The organism is Gammaproteobacteria bacterium, assembly GCA_029862005.1.
GTDB lineage: Bacteria > Pseudomonadota > Gammaproteobacteria.
In genome coordinates this window covers 1-21,043 of record JAOTYD010000042.1, presented here as the reverse complement: position 1 = coordinate 21,043, position 21,043 = coordinate 1, and the positions used below count along the sequence as shown (strand labels likewise).

Here is a 21,043-nt window from a genome sequence, read left to right as displayed (position 1 = left end):
ATCCTGAATGTCGCGCAGTAACTCGGTATGCCCGCGGGCACGGACGCTGGCGTAACCGAATTCGGACTTGCCGACATTTTCGACTTCTCCACCCAGCTGCAGGGCCATAGCCTGCATGCCGTAACATATCCCCAGTATCGGCACGCCTAGCTCGAACAATTCCATCGGTACTTCGGGCCTGACCGAGTCGAGTGTCGACTCGGGTCCCCCGGAGAGAATAAAGCCGCGCGCACCAAAATCACGTACCTGCTCGAAATCGGCATCCCAGGGATAGATTTCACAGTAAACACCAGCCTCTCGTACGCGTCGGGCAATTAACTGGGTGTACTGCGAGCCGAAATCCAGGATCAGGATTCTATCGTCGTGCAGATCTGACATCTGGAGTTATACCTGATAGTTGGGGGCTTCCTTGGTAATCGTCACGTCGTGAACGTGCGATTCGCGCATCCCGGCATTGGTTACCTGCACGAATTCAGGACGGGTACGCAACTCTTCGATGGTGGCGCAACCCACGTAGCCCATGCTGGAACGCACTCCGCCGAGTAGCTGGTGAATCGTATTCGTCAGCGGCCCCTTGAAAGGTACGCGCCCCTCGACACCTTCAGGTACGAGCTTTTCGTCGGCACTGTCGGCCTGGAAATAACGATCACTGGAGCCTTTCTGCATCGCCGAAATCGAACCCATGCCGCGGTAGGACTTGTAGGAACGTCCCTGGAACAGCTCGACTTCGCCCGGCGCTTCTTCGGTGCCAGCAAACATGCTGCCGATCATGACCGCGTGCGCACCGGCGACCATAGCCTTGGCAACGTCTCCCGAAAAGCGGATGCCACCGTCGGCGATGACGGGCACCCCGGTTCCCTCGAGCGCCCCGGCGACGTTACTGATCGCCGAAATTTGCGGCACACCAACGCCAGCGACGATACGCGTGGTACAAATCGAACCCGGGCCAATGCCGACCTTGACCGCATCCGCACCTGCATCCGCCAGGTCGCGCGCTGCCTCCGCGGTGGCGATATTGCCACCAATCACCTGGATCTCTGGGAAGCTTTGTTTTATCCACGCGACCCGGTCGAGTACGCCCCGTGAATGACCGTGCGCGGTATCCACGACCAGCACGTCCGCCTCGGCTTCGACCAGGGCATGCACGCGGTCATCGGTGTCGGCACCGGTACCGACGGCCGCGCCGACTCGAAGGCGATCCCATTCGTCGGTGCAGGCCAGCGGATGAACGCTCGACTTGGTAATATCCTTGACCGTAATCATACCCTTCATCTGGCCTTTTTCATCGACCACGAGAACGCGCTCGATACGATGGCGATGCAACAGTTCTATCACCTCGGATTTTTCAGCACCCTCGCCAACCGTGACCAGTTTTTCGCGGGCCGTCATGATCGATGAGACAGGCTGATCGAGTTGTGTTTCAAAACGCAGATCACGCTTGGTCACGATACCGACCAGGCCTTCGCTGCCGATCACGGGCAAGCCCGAGATTTTGCGTTCCTGGGTTAGCTTGATCACATCTCGAACCGGAGTGTCCGGGCTAATCGTAATGGGATCCTTGATGACCCCGCTTTCGTACTTTTTCACCCCGGCGACTTCGGCGGCCTGCTGATCGATCGAAAGATTCTTGTGGACGATACCAATGCCGCCTTCCTGCGCGATGGCAATCGCCAGGCCCGATTCGGTTACCGTGTCCATCGCGGCAGAAACTAATGGAATATTGAGATCAATGCTGCGGGTCAGGCGGGTCTTCAGCACTGTATCGTTCGGCAGCACTTCGGATTTAGCGGGCACCAGCAATACATCGTCGAAAGTGAGGGCTTCCTGGCTGATTCGCATGATGACTCCGACGGGCTGTTGCAAAGCGCGATTATAAATTAATGCGCGCGCGAGCGTAAGTGAGATTATTGGAATCGACGCGACTAAGTTAGAATGGGCGCTGATTTCACAAAGTTTCAGTTACATGCAGCCAGCGCAACCCACCACCGAAGCTATCTGGACCATCTCCGCGCTAAATTTCGAAGTCAAAACCCTGCTCAACCAGGGCATCGGTACGCTCTGGATCGAGGGCGAGATTTCGAATTTTGCATGCCCGGCATCGGGGCACTGGTATTTCACGCTGAAAGATGAAAAGGCGCAGTGTCGCGCGGCCATGTTTCGTGGGCGCAACAGCCGCGTTGGCTTTCAACCTCAAAATGGCCAGAAGGTTCTGGTCAGAGCCCAGGTCACCCTGTACGAGGCGCGTGGTGAATTTCAACTCGTGGTCGACCACCTGGAAGATTCCGGAGTTGGCGAGTTGATGCGGCGCTATGAACAACTCAAGGCCCAGTTGGGGCAGGAAGGCCTGTTCGATGCCGCGTTAAAGAAACCGCTTCCCGGGCATCCGCAAAAGATCGCACTGGTCACGTCGACCACCGGTGCGGCCATCCGTGACGTATTGTCGGTCATCGAACGACGCGCGCCCCACATACCCATCGTCGTGTTCGCCACGCCGGTGCAGGGGGAGACTGCAGCCGCCCAGATTCGCCAGGCCCTGGCACAGGTTACCGAATACGGGGAATGCGACGTGGTCCTGCTGGTGCGCGGTGGCGGCTCGCTCGAGGATCTGTGGAGCTTTAATGACGAGGGACTGGCGCGCGACATTGCCGCGTTCCCAATTCCTGTGGTCACCGGAGTCGGACACGAAATCGATTTCACGATCGCCGACTTTGTCTCGGACTTTCGCGCACCGACACCGTCGGTTGCGGCTGAAACCATAACCCCCGACATTAATGAATTGATGCAGGCCCTGGACGATCGGGTTGCACGCCTGCTCGGGCAACTCGAATTGCAACTCGGACAATATCGGGAGCGCCTTAAATACCTGGTTAAGGCGCTTGACCAGCAACACCCGACGCGTCAGTTTGCACAATTGAAACTACGCCTCGATCACGCTTACCTGTCGTTGCTCGAACGCCAGCGCAGCAAGCTCACCGAAGACCGTCACCGTCTGCGCCTGTGCCAGTCGAGCCTGGTGCGGGTGAGCCCAAAGATAAAGATCAGCCAGCACCGTGAAAAGCTCGCTCGCCTGCAGCACAACCATAAGGTCGCGATGCGGCAAAAATTGCTCCTAGCACGCCACCAACTTTCACTGCAAAGTCGATCGCTTGACACGCTAAGCCCGCTTAAAACACTGGCACGTGGTTTCGCGACTGTCAGTAAAAATGACAAGCTGGTTACATCGGTGCAGCAGCTCACGACAGGGGATAACATCGAGATCACCCTGACTGACGGCAGCAAACCGGCGAAAGTGGAATAGCTCGTAAGGAATAGCTCGTTAGCGGAATTTTATTTCTGGTGGCTGGCTACCAGTAACACATTCAATTTGCTATCCCTCGCGTTAACGACCGCCTCGCCCGCGCCAAAATCAAACACCCAGGCATCGGTGTCTGCGACAAATTGATCGCAGGCGGCAAAGGCGGATGCAATCGGCACCAACAAGCCAAGCAACATACTCAGGAGGTACAAGATTTTCACGGTGTCAATACTTCGACAGCAGGCTTCCATATCCCGAAAACTGGTCGTCGATACCGGCCAGTCGCAGGCAATCCCAGATCATCGCCTGGTTGCTGCAGATCGCGGGCTTACCCGCGCGGGATTCGATGTCACCGATAACATCCAGCGTGCGCAATGCGCCACAGGAAATGAAGATCGCGTCCGCATCGGGATGATCCTGCGCGAGCGCAAACTCGGCGATGTAGTCCGGGGCAACACGCACCATGTCGCTGTCCTTTTCGAGATTCAGGCCGCACAGCGATATGACTTCAAACCCGGCCTGCTCGAGGTAGTCGACCTCGCGCTGATTAACTTCATCCAGGTACGGTGTTGCAACGACGATACTGCGTGCCCCGACCTGCTTCAGGGCACGAATCACACCGGTAATCAGAGAGGTGGCGGTTGCATTCGGTGCGCCCCGTTTTAGTTCCGCAAAAACGCGTTCTTCGCCAATCACCAGGCTACCCGAGGTACAGGCGTAACATACCACGTCGAGACTGCCATCGGGCAGCAGGCTGGCGGCGCAATCGGCGAGCAAATCGACCTGCGCAGCTAGTGATTCATTGGTAATCGAATCAGGGATCGCGGCCCGTGTAAAGTGGATACCCACACCTGGTGGCTGCAGCCTTATGACATCGTCCTGCACGGTCTGTTCGGTCGCAAGCAACACGTAACCAATCTTGGCACGATGATGGACGCCCTTGTCGAATCGAACGTCGACAGGTGCGGGCGCAAGCACAGCCTGGGATCGCATAGGTAAAAATTCCTTTAGGGCAGACGGTATGATATATACACCCGACTGTTTGCGCTATCCAGGAATTTTCAATGCTCGACCAGGCACGCCAGAGAACAACCGAATTCCAGTCCCGCCTTAAACAGGCCGGAATCGATCTTGCCATCATCACCGACGAAAGTTCGATCGCCTACCTCGCGGGGTTCTGGGGGTATCTGTCGGTCGAATTTGGTCGGCCGACATTTCTGCTGATTCGCCCCGAGGCGCCACCGCAGGTCATCACCCCGCTAATGGAAAGCGAAATGGTCGGCGCGATGACCTGGGTTGAAAACGTTTCCACCTGGGAAGACACCGGTGCGAAGCGCTGGGAAAATGTACTTGCCGACGCGATCGGCAAGAACCCGGGGAATATCGGTGTCGAAATTGCAGCGCTGCCACCGATTGTACGCAACTGGTTTGACGATCAAATGCCCGGGACTAAACTGCATGACATCGCGCCGCTACTCGGGGAAATGCGCATGATCAAGTCACCCGAGGAAATCCAGGTAATGAAGCAGGCCGGTGAAATTGCCGGCGCGATGATGCAGGCCGCCGAGGATGCGCTGGGTGAAGGACGCCCCGAGTACGAGGCCGCGCTCGCCGTGATCAACGCCGGCACCCGCAAGGCGGCCGGATTCCTGACCGCCAGAGGCTGGGAGGCGTTCATTTCGCCGATGATTCATAACCTGCAGATCATGCAGTCGGGGCGCGATACCTCAATGGTGCACCGCCGTGCCAGCGTAAAGGCACTCGAAAAGGGGGATCCGGTTTATTTCTGTTTCTGCAACATGGCTCAGTTCAAGCAATACAAACTCGGCTTTGACCGCATGTTTTTCATCAAGGAAGTCTCCGATGACGCTGCCGAGGTGCAGCAGGCCGCAATCGATGCACAGCAGGCGGCCATCGCCGCGATACGCCCCGGTGTTACCGCCGAATCGATTGCCGAGGCAGCCGACGAGATTTACCGCGAACGCGGTTTTGCTACCGGGTATCGTACCGGACGTTCGATCGGCATGGCTTACCTCGAATCTCCCGAGCTCAAGCATGGTGACGAGACCGTACTTCAGGCCGGCATGACTTTCGCGGTGGACGGTGGTATCAGCGTCGACGGCAAACTGGGCGGGCGCATCGGCGATTCGATTGCCGTCACCGAGACCGGTTGCGAGTACATCACCGAGTATCCTCGAAAAATTATTACCGTTAATCGCTAATCCCAGGAGTCCGACATGAGCATCACCCGCCATCACACCAACCAACGCATGAGCCAGATCGTTATTCACGATGACACCGTTTACCTTGCCGGCCAGGTCGCCGAAGACGCGAAGGCTGATATTACGACCCAGACCCGGCAAGTGCTGCATAAAATCGATACTTTACTGACCGAGGCCGGCTCCGACCGGACAAAAATCCTTTCCGCGCAGATCTGGCTTACAAGCATGGGGCATTTCGCCGCAATGAACGAAGTCTGGGATGCCTGGGTACCCGAGGGTCACGCGCCGGCCCGCGCCTGCATCGAGGCCCGTCTGGCAAGCCCTGACTTACTGGTCGAAGTCGGGATTATCGCGGCCTGCTAGTTGAAATCTTTCGGCTGTTCCAGCCCCCCGAAATTGAAATCCTGAAAAGCGTCGCGTGGATTACAGATACCTCTCAAATTAGACATCGATCCACATTGGGTTTATCCTGCCCCCAATAAAATCTATGCACCAACCTGGCTTCGACACGCTGCCTGGTTGCATAAATAACAATTGCCCGCGCCATACCGGGCATGATCGAGGGGGCCCTTTCTATGAATACCGTAATGCTTGTTTCACTGGTTTTATGTGCCGCTATTGCCATCTGGGGAGTCGCCGATCCCGATTCGATGACGGGTGCGGCACAGTGGCTGGTTAACTACTCACTCACCGCGCTCGACTGGTATTTTTTGGCCTTATGTACGGCTTTCCTGGTCATCATGGGCTTCATGGCGGCTACCAAGTTCGGTGATATCAAGCTAGGCGCCGACGATGAGGAACCCGAATTCAGCACGCCTTCGTGGATCGCAATGCTGTTCGCCGCCGGCATGGGCTCGGGGCTTCTATTCTGGGGCGTGGCCGAACCGATTTACCATTTCATGACCCCGCCGGTCGGCGAGGGCGAAACTGCAATCGCGGCACGCAATGCGATGGTTATTACCAACCTGCACTGGGGATTACACGCCTGGTCGATCTACGGCTGTTGTGCCCTGACGGTGGCCTATTTCACTTTCAGACTAGGTCTGCCTTCGATGGTATCGACGCCCATCAGGGTTGGATTCAAGAATGTTTTCGGTCCAAAGACCCTGAATGGCATCGGTAACACCGCCGACATTCTCGCGGTTATCGCGGTCGTATTCGGTCTCGCGGGTTCGCTGGCGATGGGTACGCTGATGGTACGCTCCGGCATGAGCGCGGTCTTCGGCACCGACCAGGATGTCACCATGAGCATGATCATCATCGCCGTCATGACCGTCTGCTTCCTGTTGTCGGCCTGCACCGGTGTCGACAAGGGCATCAAGATTCTGAGTAACATCAATATGATTGTCGCCATCCTGATTTTACTGGTGGTGCTGTTCGGTGGACCCACTGCCTACCTGTTTCAATCCTTCATCTATGCCATTGGCGACTACCTGATCCAGTTGATTCCAATGTCGTTCAAGACCTACGCTTATACCCCCGCGGGCTCGTGGAACTGGTTTCATGGCTGGACTCTGACTTACCTGATCTGGTGGCTGGCCTGGGGACCCTTTGTCGGTATCTTTATCGCGCGCATCAGCCGCGGCAGAACCATCCGTCAATTTGTCATCTACGTTGTAGGCGTTCCCACTATCGTTTCTATGCTGTGGTTTGCCGCTTTCGGTGGCGCCGCGATTCACATCGAAATGTTCGGCGCCGGTGGCATCGCCGATAAAGTATTTGCCGATGTGGCCGGCGCGTTGTTCGGCTTCTTCGAGTACTTCCCCGGCACCACGCTGCTCAATTTCCTCGCGGTCTGCCTGATCTTCATCTTCCTCGTGACGAGCGCGGACTCGGGCACTTTTGTTATCAGCATGATGACCAGCAAGGGCGATTTGAACCCGCAGACCAGGTTAAAACTGGTCTGGGGACTCATCATGGCCGGAATTACCATTGCCACCATCGTCACCGAGAGTGTCAAGGTTGCCAAGGTCATGGCGATCACGGGGGCAATACCCTTCACCTTTGTCATCATTTTGCAGCTCGCCGCATTTTTCAGGATCGTACGCGAGGACCCGATCGTGCGTGAAAAGCACACCGTGGTGCGGCATGTCGGTAGTGACAGTCAATCCGATGAAAGCGCGGCTTAGGGGGAAACGACAATGATAAATAAATACTTAAAACAAGTTGTAGCGGTCCTGTTATGTACGGTACTGGTCGCCTGCGGTGGAGAAGATCGCAAGAGTTTGCGGGTCGGCGCCAAGCCTTTCGCGGAGAGCATGATCCTGGCAGAAATGATTGCCCAGATGGCCGAAAACGCGGGTATACAGGTAGAACGTAGTATTCCGTTCGGACTCACGCCGAAAATCATGGAGGCGGTCAAGCAGGACGTGCTGGACGTCTACCCCGAGTACAACGGCACCAGCCTGACCTTCCTCGGTCAGGCGCCTACCAGTGACGGTGAAGCGTCGACCGCCAAGGTGTCGGCACTGTTCAAGCCACTTGGGCTGGAACTGACCGGCAAGTTTGGATTTTCCAACGACTATGCCATGGTGATGACGAAAGAACGGGCCTCGGATCTCGGCATCAAAACGCTACAGGATCTGACCAAGCTTGCCAGCGTCAGTTATGCCGTGGACGAGGATTTTGTGCAACGTCCGGCGGATGGTCTGCAGCAAATGAACCGCCGTTACGGTATCACCGGATCTAAAACCACCACCTTCCCGGTTGGAACCGAAGGCAAGGACAAGATTGTCTCGGCGTTGCTGGACGGAACGGTCGACGTTGGTGAATTGTTCATGACCGATGGTCAAATAGCCGAGTATGACCTGGTCGTACTGAGCGATAACCTGAATTTCTTCCCGGTCTACGAAGTGGCGCCATTGGTGCGCTCGGACGCCTTGGCGAGTCTCAAGGGACTACGCGAAGTGCTGGAAAAACTGTCGGGTAAAATCACGCCCGCCGATATGCAGGCGATGAACAAGGCAGTTGACCTGGACGCCCAGTCTGCCGCCACTGTGGCCGCGACCTTTCTGGCCTCCAAGGGATTGCTGCCGGAGGGTTCCAAGGGCAGCGGCGCGGCAAAAATAGCCGTGGTTGCAGATCCCGGCGTCAAACGTGACACCGATACCGCGCGTGCCCTCCGGGCAATTCGTAGCGGTTACGCCGGTAGTGATCTTGATCTGTTCAATGATGTGGATCCGCTGGGCAAGCTCGCCAGTGGCGAGGCTCGCGTCGCGATTGTCGGCGCCGAATCCTTCTACTCGCTAGGTGCACAAGGCCCAGTTAGCAAGGGTAACGCAGAGGCGTTTGCAGTTGTGGGTTATAAAACTGGCCACCTGGTAGGTGTCAACAAAGGAACCAGCTCGCTCGAAGGAATGACCAAGATTGCAACTGGCCCGAAAGGTTCGGGGGCCTCGATTGTATTGAACATGCTGCTCAATTCCATCGGTAAGGCCGACAGTATCGAAGTCATCAACTCCGACAGCACTACTCACAACCTGCTGTTGGGATTGACGGCGGTGGGTGCTGGCGATCACGACGGTGTCTTTTTGATGGCGCCGACGAAGGATCGTGAATTCGCTGGCCTCATGCGCACTGGTTTTTACAAGCTAATCGATCTGACTGAATGGGCAGAAGGCGGTCATACCGCTCGCTTCAGCTTCATTCGTCCGGCGACTATCCCGGCGAATACCTATCACTCCCAGGGTAGCCCGATCACCACCGTGAGTACTCAGTTTGTGCTCGCCAGCCCAGCAAAAACGATTCAGGCTGCAGGCGAGGTGGGACCAGGAACAGCCGGTATCGATTCGAGCGCGGCGATTCCGGTCAGCGCGAGTGCGGTGAAGGCGATACGGGAAGCACTGGGCGCCATGGATGTGATCGATCCGGCTATCCCGGTGCATGGTTCACTGGCACCCGAAATCACGGTCGTGGATAAATCGTTACCCTTCAGCGCAGATATCTCGATAATCAACATCCTGATGATTCTGTTTACAGTATGGGTGCTTTACCTGGTAGGCCTGCCCAGCCCGCGCGATTTCAAAATGCCCGACGACCTTTAACCAGCCAGGATAATTAGGAGATTTGACGATGGTAAATTATTTAGCACCCATAGATCTGGAAGACGAGCACCTTTCGGCTGGTGTCATAGAAAAAACGGTACAGATGGCAACCGGTGTGAAGGGTGCCCAGATATATCTGATGACCGTCATCCCGGGTATCACACCGGGCATCGATCAGCGTTATGCGATCCGTGGCGAAATGCACGGTTCTACCGAGTATCCATTACAGGAATGGAAGGATGATGCGGCGAAACAACTGCAGGAAATAGCCGATAAAAGCGTGCCCAAGAAAATGCAGGCGGGGGTCGTGGTTGAAAACGGCACCGTCTACCGCGAGATTGTCGAGGCTGCCAAGGATTTGAAGATCGATCATATCGTAATGGGCGCGCATCGACCCTCGCTGGCGGATTTCCTGCTGGGTCCGAACTCGGCAAGGGTGGCTCGCCATGCAGGTTGTTCGGTAACGGTCGTTCGCGAGACATAAATCACTGTCACTTTCAGCAGGTAATTTCTATTCCTGTCTAGGTCGGTCGAAATCCACAGCCGGTATCGATGAAACCCGTTGACGTTTTACTGGCGATTTCGGTCGCCGTTCTTTGGGGTATGGGTTTCATCGTCGCCAAGGCCGGGATGTCGCATTTTTCGCCCATCCTGTTGATGGCTTTGAGATTTACCCTGACTGCATCAATCCTGGTCTGGTTTTTCCGACCCCCGCCCGGGCTGTTCAAACAGCTGTTCTTGATTTCGCTGGTCAGTGCCGCACTGCAGTACAGCCTGACCTTTAACGGCCTGCGCGGTATCGATGCGTCAACTGCGGCCCTGCTGGTGCAACTCGAAGTACCCTTCGGATTGATACTTGCATGGCTAGTCTTCGGCGACCGTATCAGACCCCTGCAGGCGCTTGGTATCGTGATCGCGTTTAGCGGAGCAGTATTGATCATCGGCGAACCCAAGCTTTCAGGGGACCTGGTTTATGCGTTCATGGTGATCGGGGGGGCGTTCACCTGGGCAGTCGGACAGATCATGATCAAGAAACTCGGCAATCTCGGTGGCTTTCGCCTGATCAGCGGGGTATCGCTGTTCGCCGCGCCGCAGCTTTTTGTCGCCTCGTTCTTGCTGGAACAGGATCAACTGTTGCAGATTCAAAGCGCCTCGTTCGCGGCCTGGGGCGCCGTGATTTATCTCGGGATCATCATGACTGCACTTGCTTACGGTATCTGGTACCGGCTGCTGGGTCATTACAGTGTCAACCAGGTCATGCCATTTTTATTATTGCTGCCGGTTACTTCGGTGATTGGTGGTATATTCTTTCTCGGTGAAACACTGACGATCAAGATTGCGTCGGGCGGTTGCCTGGCGATTATCGGGGTGGCGATGATTACGATTCAACGCCGGCCCTGGCGCGCACAAATTGCGAAAGATGGAAGCAGCATTTAACAAGATTGACGACACAGCCTGTACCGCGTACGCGAGCCTCGGTGCGGTGTGCCTGAGAGGTCTGTTCAGTGACTGGATCGATGTGCTGCGCGCCGGGGTGGCCCGTAACCATGAAGAACCTGGACCTTATTATTCCGAAAATGAAAGCGCGGACAATAGCGGTAGTTTCTGGGATGACTACTGCAACTGGGAGCGTATTCCCGAGTTTCATGACTTCATTCTGAAATCGGACGCGGCTGAACTGGCCGCCAGCATCATGCGCTCGAAAACCGCGCAGTTTTTTCATGACCATGTGCTGGTCAAGGAACCAAACACGCCAAAACCCACGCCCTGGCACCAGGATGCACCCTACTACTTTGCCGACGGCACACAAACGGTCAGTTTCTGGCTACCGCTCGACCCGGTAGGCAAAACCGAAACGTTGAGACTGGTAGCAGGCTCGCATCGCTGGCCGAAGTTGGTGCTGCCGGTAAAATGGCTCGACGATGCCGAGTTTTACGCTGCCGAAAACGATCAATACATGACGTTGCCGGAGCTCGACGCCACTGAAACCATTCTCGAATGGGAAATGCAACCCGGCGATGCCGTGGCGTTTGATTTTCGTACCGTGCATGGCGCCCGTGGCAATTTGCAAAACCGGCCCCGTCGAGCCTTCTCGATGCGTTGGGTAGGAGACGACGGACATTATTGTGAACGCCCCGGAAGAACCTCTCCACCCTTCCCCGGGCATAATATGCGAGACGGGCAGAAATTGCGCACCGACTGGTTTCCGGTGCTGTGGCCGAGGGAAGATTCAAAATGAGTAATCCAGTGCTGGTTAATGTCCTGCGCGGCGAAGTCATTGAAAATCGACACCGTGGCGCCATCGCCGTCTGTGATCCGCAAGGACGCCTGGTGCATGCCTGGGGCGACATCGATGCACTGGTGTATCCGCGCTCGGCAATCAAGCCGCTACAAGCCTTACCGCTGGTCGAATCGGGTGCCGCAGGCCATTTTCAGCTGAGTGACGCTGAGCTCGCGCTGGCCTGCTCCTCACATAATGCCGAGCCCGAGCATACCGATACGGTACAAAGCTGGCTGGCACGCATAAAGCTCGACGAAGATGCTCTGGAGTGCGGTGCGCATGCGCCATTACATGTCAAAACCGCCGAGTCTTTACTGATCGACGGCGTAAAGCCGGGTAAAATTCATAACAACTGCTCCGGAAAACATACCGGGATGTTGACCACGTCTCTATTCATGGCAGAAGAGACCCGGGGTTACATCGAACGCGAACATCCTGCCCAACAACGCTGGTTCGATGTTCTGGGCGAGATGTCGGGCGTCGATATGCGTGTCTTACCCTGGAATTACGATGGCTGCGGAATACCGGTGATCGCAATGCCACTCAAGGCAATAGCCACCGCGTTCGCGCGGGTTGCAGTGCCGGACGATTTGCCGGCCACACGCGGCGAGGCGCTCGATCGCATTACCGGCGCCATTGCCTCGAATCCCTTCATGGTTGCCGGCACCGGCAGACTTTGCACCGAGATCATGACGTTAACCGGTCGCAAAGTCCTGGTTAAAACCGGTGCAGATGGCGTCTATACCGCGGTGCTGCAAGAACAGGGGCTTGGCGTTGCGTTAAAAATCGAAGATGGCACTGGAACGGCGGCTGAAGTGGCAATACTTGCGCTTTTGCAGCACCTGCAGGCGCTGCATCCCGATGACCGGGAACAACTCGAGCAACGCTGTCGCGTACCCATCCAAAATACCCGCGGTGTTTTAACCGGTTATCGTGAACCTGCCCCGCTCTAGCAGGAACTAGACCTCAATCACAAAATCGCGGCGATTTCGCCCGATCAATAGTGTCAATCATATATATTTACGCATTTGAAGTGACTTATTTACGCCCTCGTACAACTGCCCGATAGCCGAAATCAGCTAAAATTCATAGTCATGATACGGGGTATATAATAAATGGAAAAAATCTCTTCCTTACCCAACATTTCAAGGGTTGGTAACCTGTTTTCTTCATTTGCGAAGAAAAAGGCTGGTGTACTTGGCAAATATGTTCCCGGGTGGACCAACGACAAAATCGACTCCATGCTGTTTGTCCCGAAGGCAACTGATACCAAGGCGGTCCGTTTGCCGCGTGGCTTCGAACAGATTGTCATGAAAACAGGTGATGGCAACATTCAAGCCTATCAAACTGGCAGGGGTCCGATGGTCCTGTTCGTTCATGGTTGGGGCGGCGGTGCGCACCAGTTTTTCCCGTTGATGCACGGGCTCGCCGAATGTGGATTCACGGCCCTGGCCTTTGATCATCTGGGACATGGCAAGAGTGACACGAAACCCGCGACACTGCAGCAATCCATAGCAACCACCAACGAAATCTTGAATACCCTAAAGAGAACTGATCGCGGCCTTTGTGCACTCGTCGGACATTCAACGGGGTGTATTGCGATTGCCAACGCACGTCCGGCGCTGGTCAAGGACCTGGCGCTGTTTCTGATCTCACCCGTCTTTAACTACAAGCTTTACTTCCTCAAGAAGCTGGTCAAACTGAAATTGCACGCCGACCTGGTCAAGCAATACGCGAATCGTTTTGCAAAGATTTATCGTAGCGAGTATCAACGACTGGAACTGTCGACGAACCTGGCCCGCTACGGTGACGTTACCGTTATCGCCCATGATGAATCCGATTCGGAGAGCTCGGTTTCCGAATCTACCCGATTTTGCGCAACCTACCCGCTCACCAAGCTATTGGTTACGAAGAATACCGATCATGTCAGGATCATAAATTCCGAGTCGGTATGGCAGGCGCTCAAATCGCATCTGAATTACGATGACACGACTATTAATTTTACCGCCGAAGTCATTTACGATACCTGAAACGCCGATCATGGGTGAAGCCTCTATCGGTTGATCGAACCGATCTTCATATTTTTTTCAGAAACACCCGGGTCTCGGAACTGCGGTGTCATTCTCCTAACCGCGCTCCATTACCGCTCACCTGGCTCGGTTGCTGGCATATACCTGCATTCCAGAATCAATTTCCGAGCGATATCACAATTAAACCAGCCACAATGAGTTAAACTTGATTCAGTTTCGGATCTTCGGTAAACCCTATGCAATTTTTCCAGGATTTAATGCCCTCACTGCGAATCGGCCAATGGACGCCGGCAGTGCTGCGCAAGCATTTGTTCAAGGAGGAAACCAAATCCATCGAGTCGCTTTGTCGCATGATGATGGAATCCGATGGTGAATATTCAAGCCTGCTGCTGGCCGAACGAATCCTGAACGCATTCGAAAATCTCGACGAACCCGCGCGCCTCGAGTTTTTCGATGTTTTGCTTGTCGATTACGATATCGACCCGGCGGAAATCAGGGCCGCAGTCGAGGCTTACGAGTTGAATCCGGATGCAAAAAACCTGGTAAGGGTAACCGCTGCAGCCGAACCTCGTCGCCAGGAACTCTTGCGCCGTATCAATCTCGCTTTGGGCGGCACCCGGCGCCTGGTCAAGATGAGAGAACACCTGCTGACAGCGATGCGGGACAAGCCGGAATTGAAGAAGATCGACACTGATTTTTACCACCTGTTCAATGCCTGGTTCAATCGCGGTTTCCTGTTGACAGAACCACTCGACTGGACCACACCCGCGCATATCCTGGAAAAAATTATCGCCTATGAGGCAGTGCATGAAATTGAGAGATGGTCGGAACTTCGTAGCCGCCTGGAGCCCGAGGATCGCTATTGCTACGGTTTCTTCCACCCATCAATGGAGGACGAACCACTGGTATTCGTCGAGGTTGCGCTCACCGACCATATCCCTCGCGGCATTGGTGAAATACTGCGTCGTGAACCCACAGGCGAATCACCTGAAAATCTTACCTGCGCGATTTTTTACTCGATATCAAACTGTCACCGCGGTCTAGCCGGGGTTTCATTTGGCAATTTTCTAATCAAGCAAGTTGCAACCAGCTTGAAGCTGCGGTTTCCGCAGTTAAAAACCTTTGCCACAATTTCACCGGTAACGGGTTTTCGTCGTTGGCTCGATTTGCAGGCCGAAGAGAACAATGACATCGCATCCCTGCTTACCCATTTTGATGCAGAAGCCTATGAAGGAAAGCAGAACGAGCTGGATAAGCTCGCGACGCACTACTTCGTCGAGCTGGAAAAGCTTGCGGCGCACTATTTCCTCATTGAGAAGAACGGCCGCAACGAACCACTCGATCCGGTCGCAAGATTTCACCTCAAAAACGGCGCCATGCTCGAACGCATCAACATTCTCGGCAATCCTTCGGATAAAGGTATGGAGCGCTCGCTCGGTACCATGGTTAACTATGTCTACGACCTGTCACGGGTCGAAGAAAATCACGAAGAGTATGTCAGAAATCACAAGATCATTTGCAGTTCTCAGGTTAAGAAACTATTGCAAAAATAAACCAGGTCGATTTAATGGCTGAGATCATACAGGGCCGCGCTTGATATTATGAGAATCGAGCATAATATGGCTGCAATCAGCGGACTGTAGCGGAGATTTCAGCAATGACAGATCAACCACAAAAATTCAGTGCCAACCGGGCCCAGGACGCGAAATACCAACAAGGTTTGCGCGCCTGCTTCGAGTACCGCGATCTCGGCATTGCCGCAGCTACTGACGGCAAGTTTCATGCAGCGATATCGCGCGTCAAAGCCGGCTTCAAGGGTGATCAGCAATTACGCACCACCGGAATGCACCGCCATCTTTGCGACTTCCAGATGTTTTATGTCCTCAAAGGCTGGGTAACCATGTACTACGAGGGTGAAGGTGAAGTCACCCTGCGTGCCGGCGACAATTGCCTGCAGCCCGCTGGAATCGTACACAACGAGATCCAGTGTTCCGAGGACTTCGAGTGCCTGGAGATTTACTCGCCGGCGGTTCACGAAACGGTAGCCATTGATGGCGACCAATCCTGAGCAACTCAACGCGATGCCGGCCGTCGACCAGAAGGACGACGGCATCGTGCTCCACTGGGATACCGATAACGCCAGCTTTTATCACTATTTCTGGCTCCGCAGCGCCTGTCAATGCGACCTGTGTGGTGACAGTTACACCGGCAGCCGGCGCCTGCATCCCAGTGATGTCGCGATCGATGTAAAACCGGCAAGGATTGAAGTCGCGAATCAATTGAAAATCACCTGGCAGCCCGATGACCATATCTCGGAATATGATTTCACGTGGTTACACGAATACGCCTATGACGGCCAACGACAGCGAGTTCCATGGCATCCGCGATTATGGGATGGCTCGCTCGACCCCGAACAGGTTTCGCATGACCTCGATGATGTGAAACAGGATGAACCGGCCTACCTGGAATTCCTGCGAACACTGCGTGACTACGGTATTGCGATCATGCGTCATGGTAAAACCAAACCGCAAGGCATCGAGAAAATGGCTGCATTAATTGGTGAAATCTCCGATGCCGCATACAGTAAAGTATTCGATCTGAAGCCCGACAAAAACGCTCACACTTACGGAAATACAACGCAGGTCATCCCGCCACACACTGACGAGGCTTACCTGCATACGCCGACCGGAATCCTGGTTCTTTACTGCATAAATCCAGCAAGCGATGGTGGCGAATCGGTGCTGGTAGATGGATTCCAGATCGCAACCCGGCTCAGGCAGCAGAATCCCGGAGCCTTCAGGCTGCTATCAGGCTGCCCGCAAACCTACCATCGCATTGTTCCCGATGCAGGCATGGACTTCCGCACCCGGGCGCGCGCGTTGAATGTTGACGAAAGCGGTAACCTGGTCGGATTCCGCTTTCACCCGCGTTCGATGGCACCAATCGATATTCCCGGTGAGCTTGCAGGGCAGCTGCACGCGGCCAATTCAAAACTCAGCGCCCTGATGCTGCTGCAACAAAATCAGTTCTGTTTTCAGCTTGACGCTGGCGACGCGGTTTTTTTCGACAACCACCGTGTCATGCACTCCAGGAAAGGTTTCAAAGATTTGAACCGACACCTGCAAATCTGCAACGTGTCACGCGATCAGTTTCATCAGCAGGTGCGTGTGATCGCAAGGCAGCAAGGATTCATCGACGAGGCCAACCAGTACCTGCCGGCCGGCGTTTCCGGTTAACAGGATATTGACCCCGATACCCTGCTGTTATACTACCATCATCTGGTAAGTGACCCAGTGGGTTTTTTCCGATAGCTTGTCGTATACCGCGCGCCCGCGATAATTGTTTTCCGCGGTAATCCAGCGGATAAAGGGCCAACCCTGTTCCTTGCCAAGCCGGTTTAGCGCCACGTAAAGTTCCTCCACCACGCCCTACCCACGGGCTTCCGGATCCACGAATAAATCGTCGAGAAATCCAACCAGTGCGCCGCGCAGCGGTGACGGCATTTGCCGGCAATGCATCAATCCAAGCGCCTTGTCGTCTGCATTCCTGGCAATCAGGCCAAAGAAGGGATTGTCGGTATCGTGAATCCAATCCCACACGGTGTCCAGAATCTGCTCATTCATCGGCACCTGGTAAAATTCGGCGTAGCCGTGGTACAGCAGCTCCCAATCTCCGCGATCGGCTAATTCGATATTTGTGACCGTAACCATCATCTTTGCTCTTCGGCTTCAAGACAGGTCAATCAGTTTTTCGAGGTTGGTTCTAAACAGTTCTTCCCGGATTTAACCCAGGTCACAGGCAGGCGATATGATCATTTCGGCGCGCCCGACAGTAGCCCTGGACAAGGTTGTTCCAGGTTATCAGGTGCCTTGGCCCGTTCCCGTTTATGCCTGCAAATATCGGTTTAACACGTTTCGCGTGACCCGCTCTACCTGCGCATCGTTGCGGATCAGACCGGCCACCCATTCGACGCTGCCGGCGTGAAAAACCTCGCCCCTCCCCCTCGGAAAAGACACAATCATACCGGAACCGCGGGCCGCGAGCGCCATGGTTTGCCGATTTATCTCGCCATGCAGCATTTCGGCGCGGAAGGCGCAATCCTCGGAACCGAGGAAAAGCGCATCGTCATCGACACCTCGAGCAACCTCAGCGTTGGACGCAAGGCCAAGTGCGAGTATTTCAAGTCCATCGGGTATCTTTTCCCGGTCTACCGGGTATGGTAGGCCGTCACGAATCTCGTAGTCGAGGCCGTCGACCTCGTAGGCAAAGATGCGACTGCCGGCGCCGAGCACGTCGCCGTAACCGAGACCGGTTCCCTCGAAAGCCCAGTGGTCAGGCCGGTAAAGCGGAAAACCGCCGGCGCCAAACGCGACACAACCACCCCAGCCGGCGTAGACGCCGTGCAGTGCGTTGAGGCCGAAAGTCATCGCGCCCGGACGCCCCACTTGCGGCGCTTCCCAGCTTGTCGTGATGCGATTGCTACCGCGGGCGGGGTCCTCGTCGAGGGCGCGGTACTTGTAACAGACCTGCCTGCGGCCGTCGTCCTCGAGCCTGGTCTGCCACATGAAGTTGCCGGCAAAGCGCGCCACGCGACCACCGGATTCGACATAGGCATCAACCGTGTCGCGCATTTCCCAGGACCAGTATTCGTCGTGGCCAATGAAAACCAGGCAGGGATAATCTTCGATAACTTCGGGGCACAGTTGCAGATCATATTGGGACACGATATCCACATCGAAGCCGGCACGTTCGGCCCAGTGCATGAAATGGCGTTCGTAAGAAGCCCAGCCGGCCGAAGCATATTTCTTCGAATGGCCGGTAGCATAGGCCCATTCCATGTGCGGATACGAAACCGGTTCGTCATGTGCCGGCGCGGCGGCCAGAGCCGCCCGGGGTGCGTCGACTGGTAACACGACGAATCCCCTTGGTAACGGTCGATGCAGCGAAAGGATCGGTGAATAGTCGCTACCCGCGGGACCTGTGATGCCCTCGTAATGATTCGACCCGCCCCAGTTGTTATACGCGCACCAGGTACCGGTTGATGAAACCAGCAGCATGCGCTGCGCGCGTTCGGCATGATTCGCGCGCAGCAAAAATAAATGATGCTGTTCGCGAATACCACCAGTCGTCTCGATACGACTGGTGACCCGGTATCCACCCGACGGCCAGTCGTCGGGAATCTTGAATTCGAAGCCGACCGGCCAGCCGCAGCCGACTACCGAGGCATCGGTCGGCGTGTCATGGCGTTTACCGGGTAGCGCATCGCTGTTAAACAGGATTTCGAACGCAATACCGTCACGCGCAATTTCAAGGCGATAGGTTTTGGCCGTGGTTGAGACGTGAAAACCGATCCTGTCACCCGGCGAGTAACACGGGCAGTCGCAGTAACACCAGATTTCATCGACATCAGGAGTGGCCGCAGGGGCTTCGTAGTAGTTGCTGTGAACCGCAGGATCAGGCAACGAAGTTCTCGATGTCCTCGGATTGCACCACGTGGCAGTAGATCAATCCGATTCTGATTATATTACACATACTTACAAAAGTTTTTTTGTGAAAACACCCCGATTTTGCCACATATAAACAACAATTTAGGCGAATTTTTTGTGACAGAGATTTAGCGAGATGGCCAGTAAACGAAAAACAGCAAAAAAACCTAATTCGAATCAAATTAATGTGTATGTTCAGCCTGATGAGAATCAAGGCATGGGCCTAGCACGAGGCGTGCTACGTCCCTCAGTACAAGCAGCAGTTACACTGAAGGCTTATGACAATGCCTTTGGCGATATCGAACTGAATTGTTTAATTGATTCGCTGGTCGAGCAGACCAAAGCCAGTAATGATGGCGATATGAGCCGTGCAGAAGCCATGCTAACCACGCAAGCCCATACCTTGGATGCCATCTTCAACAATCTGGCGTCAAGGGCCATTAAGGCCGAATACATGAACAATCTAGATATATACCTGAAACTGGCCTTACGGGCACAATCTCAATGTAGAGCCACCTGGGAGGCGCTATCAGCTATCAAGAATCCGCCAATAATGGGTTATGTCGGACAAGCAAACATTGCCCAAGGACCTCAACAGGTAAACAATACCCCCGACACCCCTCGCGCGCGGAAAAATCAAAATCAGCAAAACAAACAATTGGAGCAAAAGGATGGCGAACGGTTGGACACAAGAGCGACGGGAACGACAGGCGAAGCTGATCCAGCAATGGCGGCCTTGGGAGAAATCGACGGGGCCGAGAACCAAAGCCGGTAAGGATAAGGTTTCCCAGAACGCGTATAAGGGCGGAGTATGGATGCAGCTACGCGAACTTTCCAGGGCTTTGCGTGAGCAGCAGCGTCGGTTGAATCCTTAAATCACTAGAGGTACAGGGCTTGGCTATGTCAACTATGTGAATCGCGTAACGCCAGCAAAATGTGCTTATGGGAAGATAGCGGAGTCTATCGGAGGAATGAGCATGAAAAGAATTAAACTAATTCTTGGGGCTTCAATTCTATTACTTGTGTCCGCGCAGGCTAATGCGGGAATTATTAGTGACGCGAATCCGCTGGAAGGCGCGGAATTGTGGGAAAACTCCGTTGCAGGTTCAGTCTCTAACCAGGGTGCGGGCAGTATCCTGCCCATTTTCGGCTCAATGCTGATTGACACGACGGTAAGGCGAAGTGGTGCCTACCTACCCCAAACAGAAATCTGTGAATGTCCAGTCTTTCTTGATATTGTGAGCTTCGACCTTAGCATCGGAGGCCTGAGTTTTTTCGGTGGAAATTCTCCAGTACCAATAGGCGACAGTGTACGCAGACATTCGATCGGTTTTGGGGATGATGCGCAGGGTGGCCCGCCGGTTGTTGCCGTTAGTTCATGGGAACTTACAGCAGCCGATGGTTCAGAGGTGCAAGGATCTATGCTTGGAGAAGATTTCAATTTTTATGATTTGGATGGAACAGACACTTTAGTACCGGAGCTTTACGCCGGGAAAGCACCGGCGTTAATAGAGCTACGCGACTGCTGCCGTATTGTTGATCCGGATTGGTTACTCAATGGAAGCATATTCTTGACCCGCGTCGCCCGCGTCCCCGAACCCTCAGCAATCTTGTTATTCGGTATAGGACTGATAGGGTTGGTTGGATTCAGCAAGCGAAGGAAAGTGTCTTAAAAAGCGGGGTTAG

At 54.7% G+C, this 21,043-nt stretch carries 20 protein-coding genes and 1 pseudogene; 15 read left to right on the top strand and 6 right to left on the bottom strand.

Translation table 11 applies throughout. The annotated features are described in order from the left end of the window. Together OES20_17065 and guaB are read right to left on the bottom strand one after the other, a co-directional pair. On the bottom strand, positions 1–378 hold a 378-nt coding region (locus tag OES20_17065; GenBank protein MDH3636411.1), incomplete at its 3' end, for a gamma-glutamyl-gamma-aminobutyrate hydrolase family protein. A gap of 6 nt (positions 379–384) precedes the next feature. Further along, on the bottom strand, positions 385–1,842 hold the full coding sequence (gene guaB / locus OES20_17060; protein ID MDH3636410.1) for an IMP dehydrogenase: 1,458 nt from the start codon (positions 1,840–1,842) through the stop codon (positions 385–387). A gap of 121 nt (positions 1,843–1,963) precedes the next feature. Between guaB and xseA the strand changes: the two genes are divergently transcribed. After that, positions 1,964–3,298 carry an exodeoxyribonuclease VII large subunit gene (xseA, locus tag OES20_17055; GenBank protein ID MDH3636409.1) on the top strand — a complete coding sequence of 445 codons (1,335 nt, stop codon included), beginning with the start codon at positions 1,964–1,966 and terminating at the stop codon, positions 3,296–3,298. Positions 3,299–3,327: 29 nt separating this feature from the next. Here the strand turns inward: xseA and OES20_17050 are convergent, their stop codons facing one another. Together OES20_17050 and OES20_17045 are read right to left on the bottom strand one after the other, a co-directional pair. Then, on the bottom strand, positions 3,328–3,516 hold the full coding sequence (locus tag OES20_17050) for a hypothetical protein (GenBank protein MDH3636408.1): 189 nt from the start codon (positions 3,514–3,516) through the stop codon (positions 3,328–3,330). Between the two features lie 4 nt (positions 3,517–3,520). Next, entirely contained in the window at positions 3,521–4,288 is a 768-nt protein-coding gene (locus OES20_17045) for an arylmalonate decarboxylase (GenBank protein ID MDH3636407.1), read from the bottom strand. Between the two features lie 71 nt (positions 4,289–4,359). On the opposite strand from OES20_17045, the gene OES20_17040 reads away from it, so the two are divergent. From OES20_17040 to OES20_16985, 12 genes are all read left to right on the top strand, one after another. After that, positions 4,360–5,517 carry a Xaa-Pro peptidase family protein gene (locus OES20_17040; GenBank protein ID MDH3636406.1) on the top strand — a complete coding sequence of 386 codons (1,158 nt, stop codon included), beginning with the start codon at positions 4,360–4,362 and terminating at the stop codon, positions 5,515–5,517. 15 nt (positions 5,518–5,532) lie between these two features. Next, positions 5,533–5,880, top strand: a complete 348-nt coding sequence (locus OES20_17035; protein MDH3636405.1) for a RidA family protein — start codon at positions 5,533–5,535, stop codon at positions 5,878–5,880. Positions 5,881–6,092: 212 nt separating this feature from the next. Then, positions 6,093–7,646 carry a BCCT family transporter gene (locus OES20_17030; GenBank protein ID MDH3636404.1) on the top strand — a complete coding sequence of 518 codons (1,554 nt, stop codon included), beginning with the start codon at positions 6,093–6,095 and terminating at the stop codon, positions 7,644–7,646. A gap of 12 nt (positions 7,647–7,658) precedes the next feature. Beyond that, positions 7,659–9,560, top strand: a complete 1,902-nt coding sequence (locus tag OES20_17025) for a hypothetical protein (protein ID MDH3636403.1) — start codon at positions 7,659–7,661, stop codon at positions 9,558–9,560. A 28-nt stretch (positions 9,561–9,588) separates the two neighbouring features. Then, positions 9,589–10,044, top strand: a complete 456-nt coding sequence (locus OES20_17020) for a universal stress protein (GenBank protein ID MDH3636402.1) — start codon at positions 9,589–9,591, stop codon at positions 10,042–10,044. 68 nt (positions 10,045–10,112) lie between these two features. After that, positions 10,113–10,997: an EamA family transporter gene (locus OES20_17015; protein ID MDH3636401.1), complete on the top strand. Its 885-nt coding sequence runs from the start codon at positions 10,113–10,115 to the stop codon at positions 10,995–10,997. Further along, positions 10,981–11,799, top strand: coding sequence for a phytanoyl-CoA dioxygenase family protein (locus OES20_17010; GenBank protein ID MDH3636400.1), 819 nt, complete (start codon positions 10,981–10,983; stop codon positions 11,797–11,799). The genes OES20_17015 and OES20_17010 overlap by 17 nt, the downstream gene beginning before the upstream one ends. Continuing rightward, positions 11,796–12,794, top strand: coding sequence for an asparaginase (locus OES20_17005; GenBank protein ID MDH3636399.1), 999 nt, complete (start codon positions 11,796–11,798; stop codon positions 12,792–12,794). Before OES20_17010 ends, OES20_17005 begins: the two co-directional genes overlap by 4 nt. A gap of 162 nt (positions 12,795–12,956) precedes the next feature. Continuing rightward, positions 12,957–13,871, top strand: coding sequence for an alpha/beta hydrolase (locus tag OES20_17000; protein MDH3636398.1), 915 nt, complete (start codon positions 12,957–12,959; stop codon positions 13,869–13,871). A 257-nt stretch (positions 13,872–14,128) separates the two neighbouring features. Further along, a complete protein-coding gene (locus tag OES20_16995; protein ID MDH3636397.1) occupies positions 14,129–15,424 on the top strand; it encodes a malonyl-CoA decarboxylase in 1,296 nt (431 codons plus the stop codon). 104 nt (positions 15,425–15,528) lie between these two features. Then, entirely contained in the window at positions 15,529–15,939 is a 411-nt protein-coding gene (locus OES20_16990) for a cupin domain-containing protein (GenBank protein ID MDH3636396.1), read from the top strand. Further along, positions 15,923–17,107 carry a TauD/TfdA family dioxygenase gene (locus tag OES20_16985; GenBank protein MDH3636395.1) on the top strand — a complete coding sequence of 395 codons (1,185 nt, stop codon included), beginning with the start codon at positions 15,923–15,925 and terminating at the stop codon, positions 17,105–17,107. The genes OES20_16990 and OES20_16985 overlap by 17 nt, the downstream gene beginning before the upstream one ends. A gap of 27 nt (positions 17,108–17,134) precedes the next feature. Here the strand turns inward: OES20_16985 and OES20_16980 are convergent. Both OES20_16980 and OES20_16975 read right to left on the bottom strand, forming a co-directional pair. Then, positions 17,135–17,584: pseudogene (locus OES20_16980) on the bottom strand (GNAT family N-acetyltransferase). Positions 17,585–17,755: 171 nt separating this feature from the next. Further along, on the bottom strand, positions 17,756–19,333 hold the full coding sequence (locus tag OES20_16975) for a hypothetical protein (GenBank protein MDH3636394.1): 1,578 nt from the start codon (positions 19,331–19,333) through the stop codon (positions 17,756–17,758). Positions 19,334–19,493: 160 nt separating this feature from the next. Between OES20_16975 and OES20_16970 the strand changes: the two genes are divergently transcribed. Together OES20_16970 and OES20_16965 are read left to right on the top strand one after the other, a co-directional pair. Next, positions 19,494–20,132, top strand: coding sequence for a hypothetical protein (locus OES20_16970; GenBank protein ID MDH3636393.1), 639 nt, complete (start codon positions 19,494–19,496; stop codon positions 20,130–20,132). A 202-nt stretch (positions 20,133–20,334) separates the two neighbouring features. Next, on the top strand, positions 20,335–21,030 hold the full coding sequence (locus OES20_16965) for a PEP-CTERM sorting domain-containing protein (protein ID MDH3636392.1): 696 nt from the start codon (positions 20,335–20,337) through the stop codon (positions 21,028–21,030). Positions 21,031–21,043: the final 13 nt, after the last annotated feature.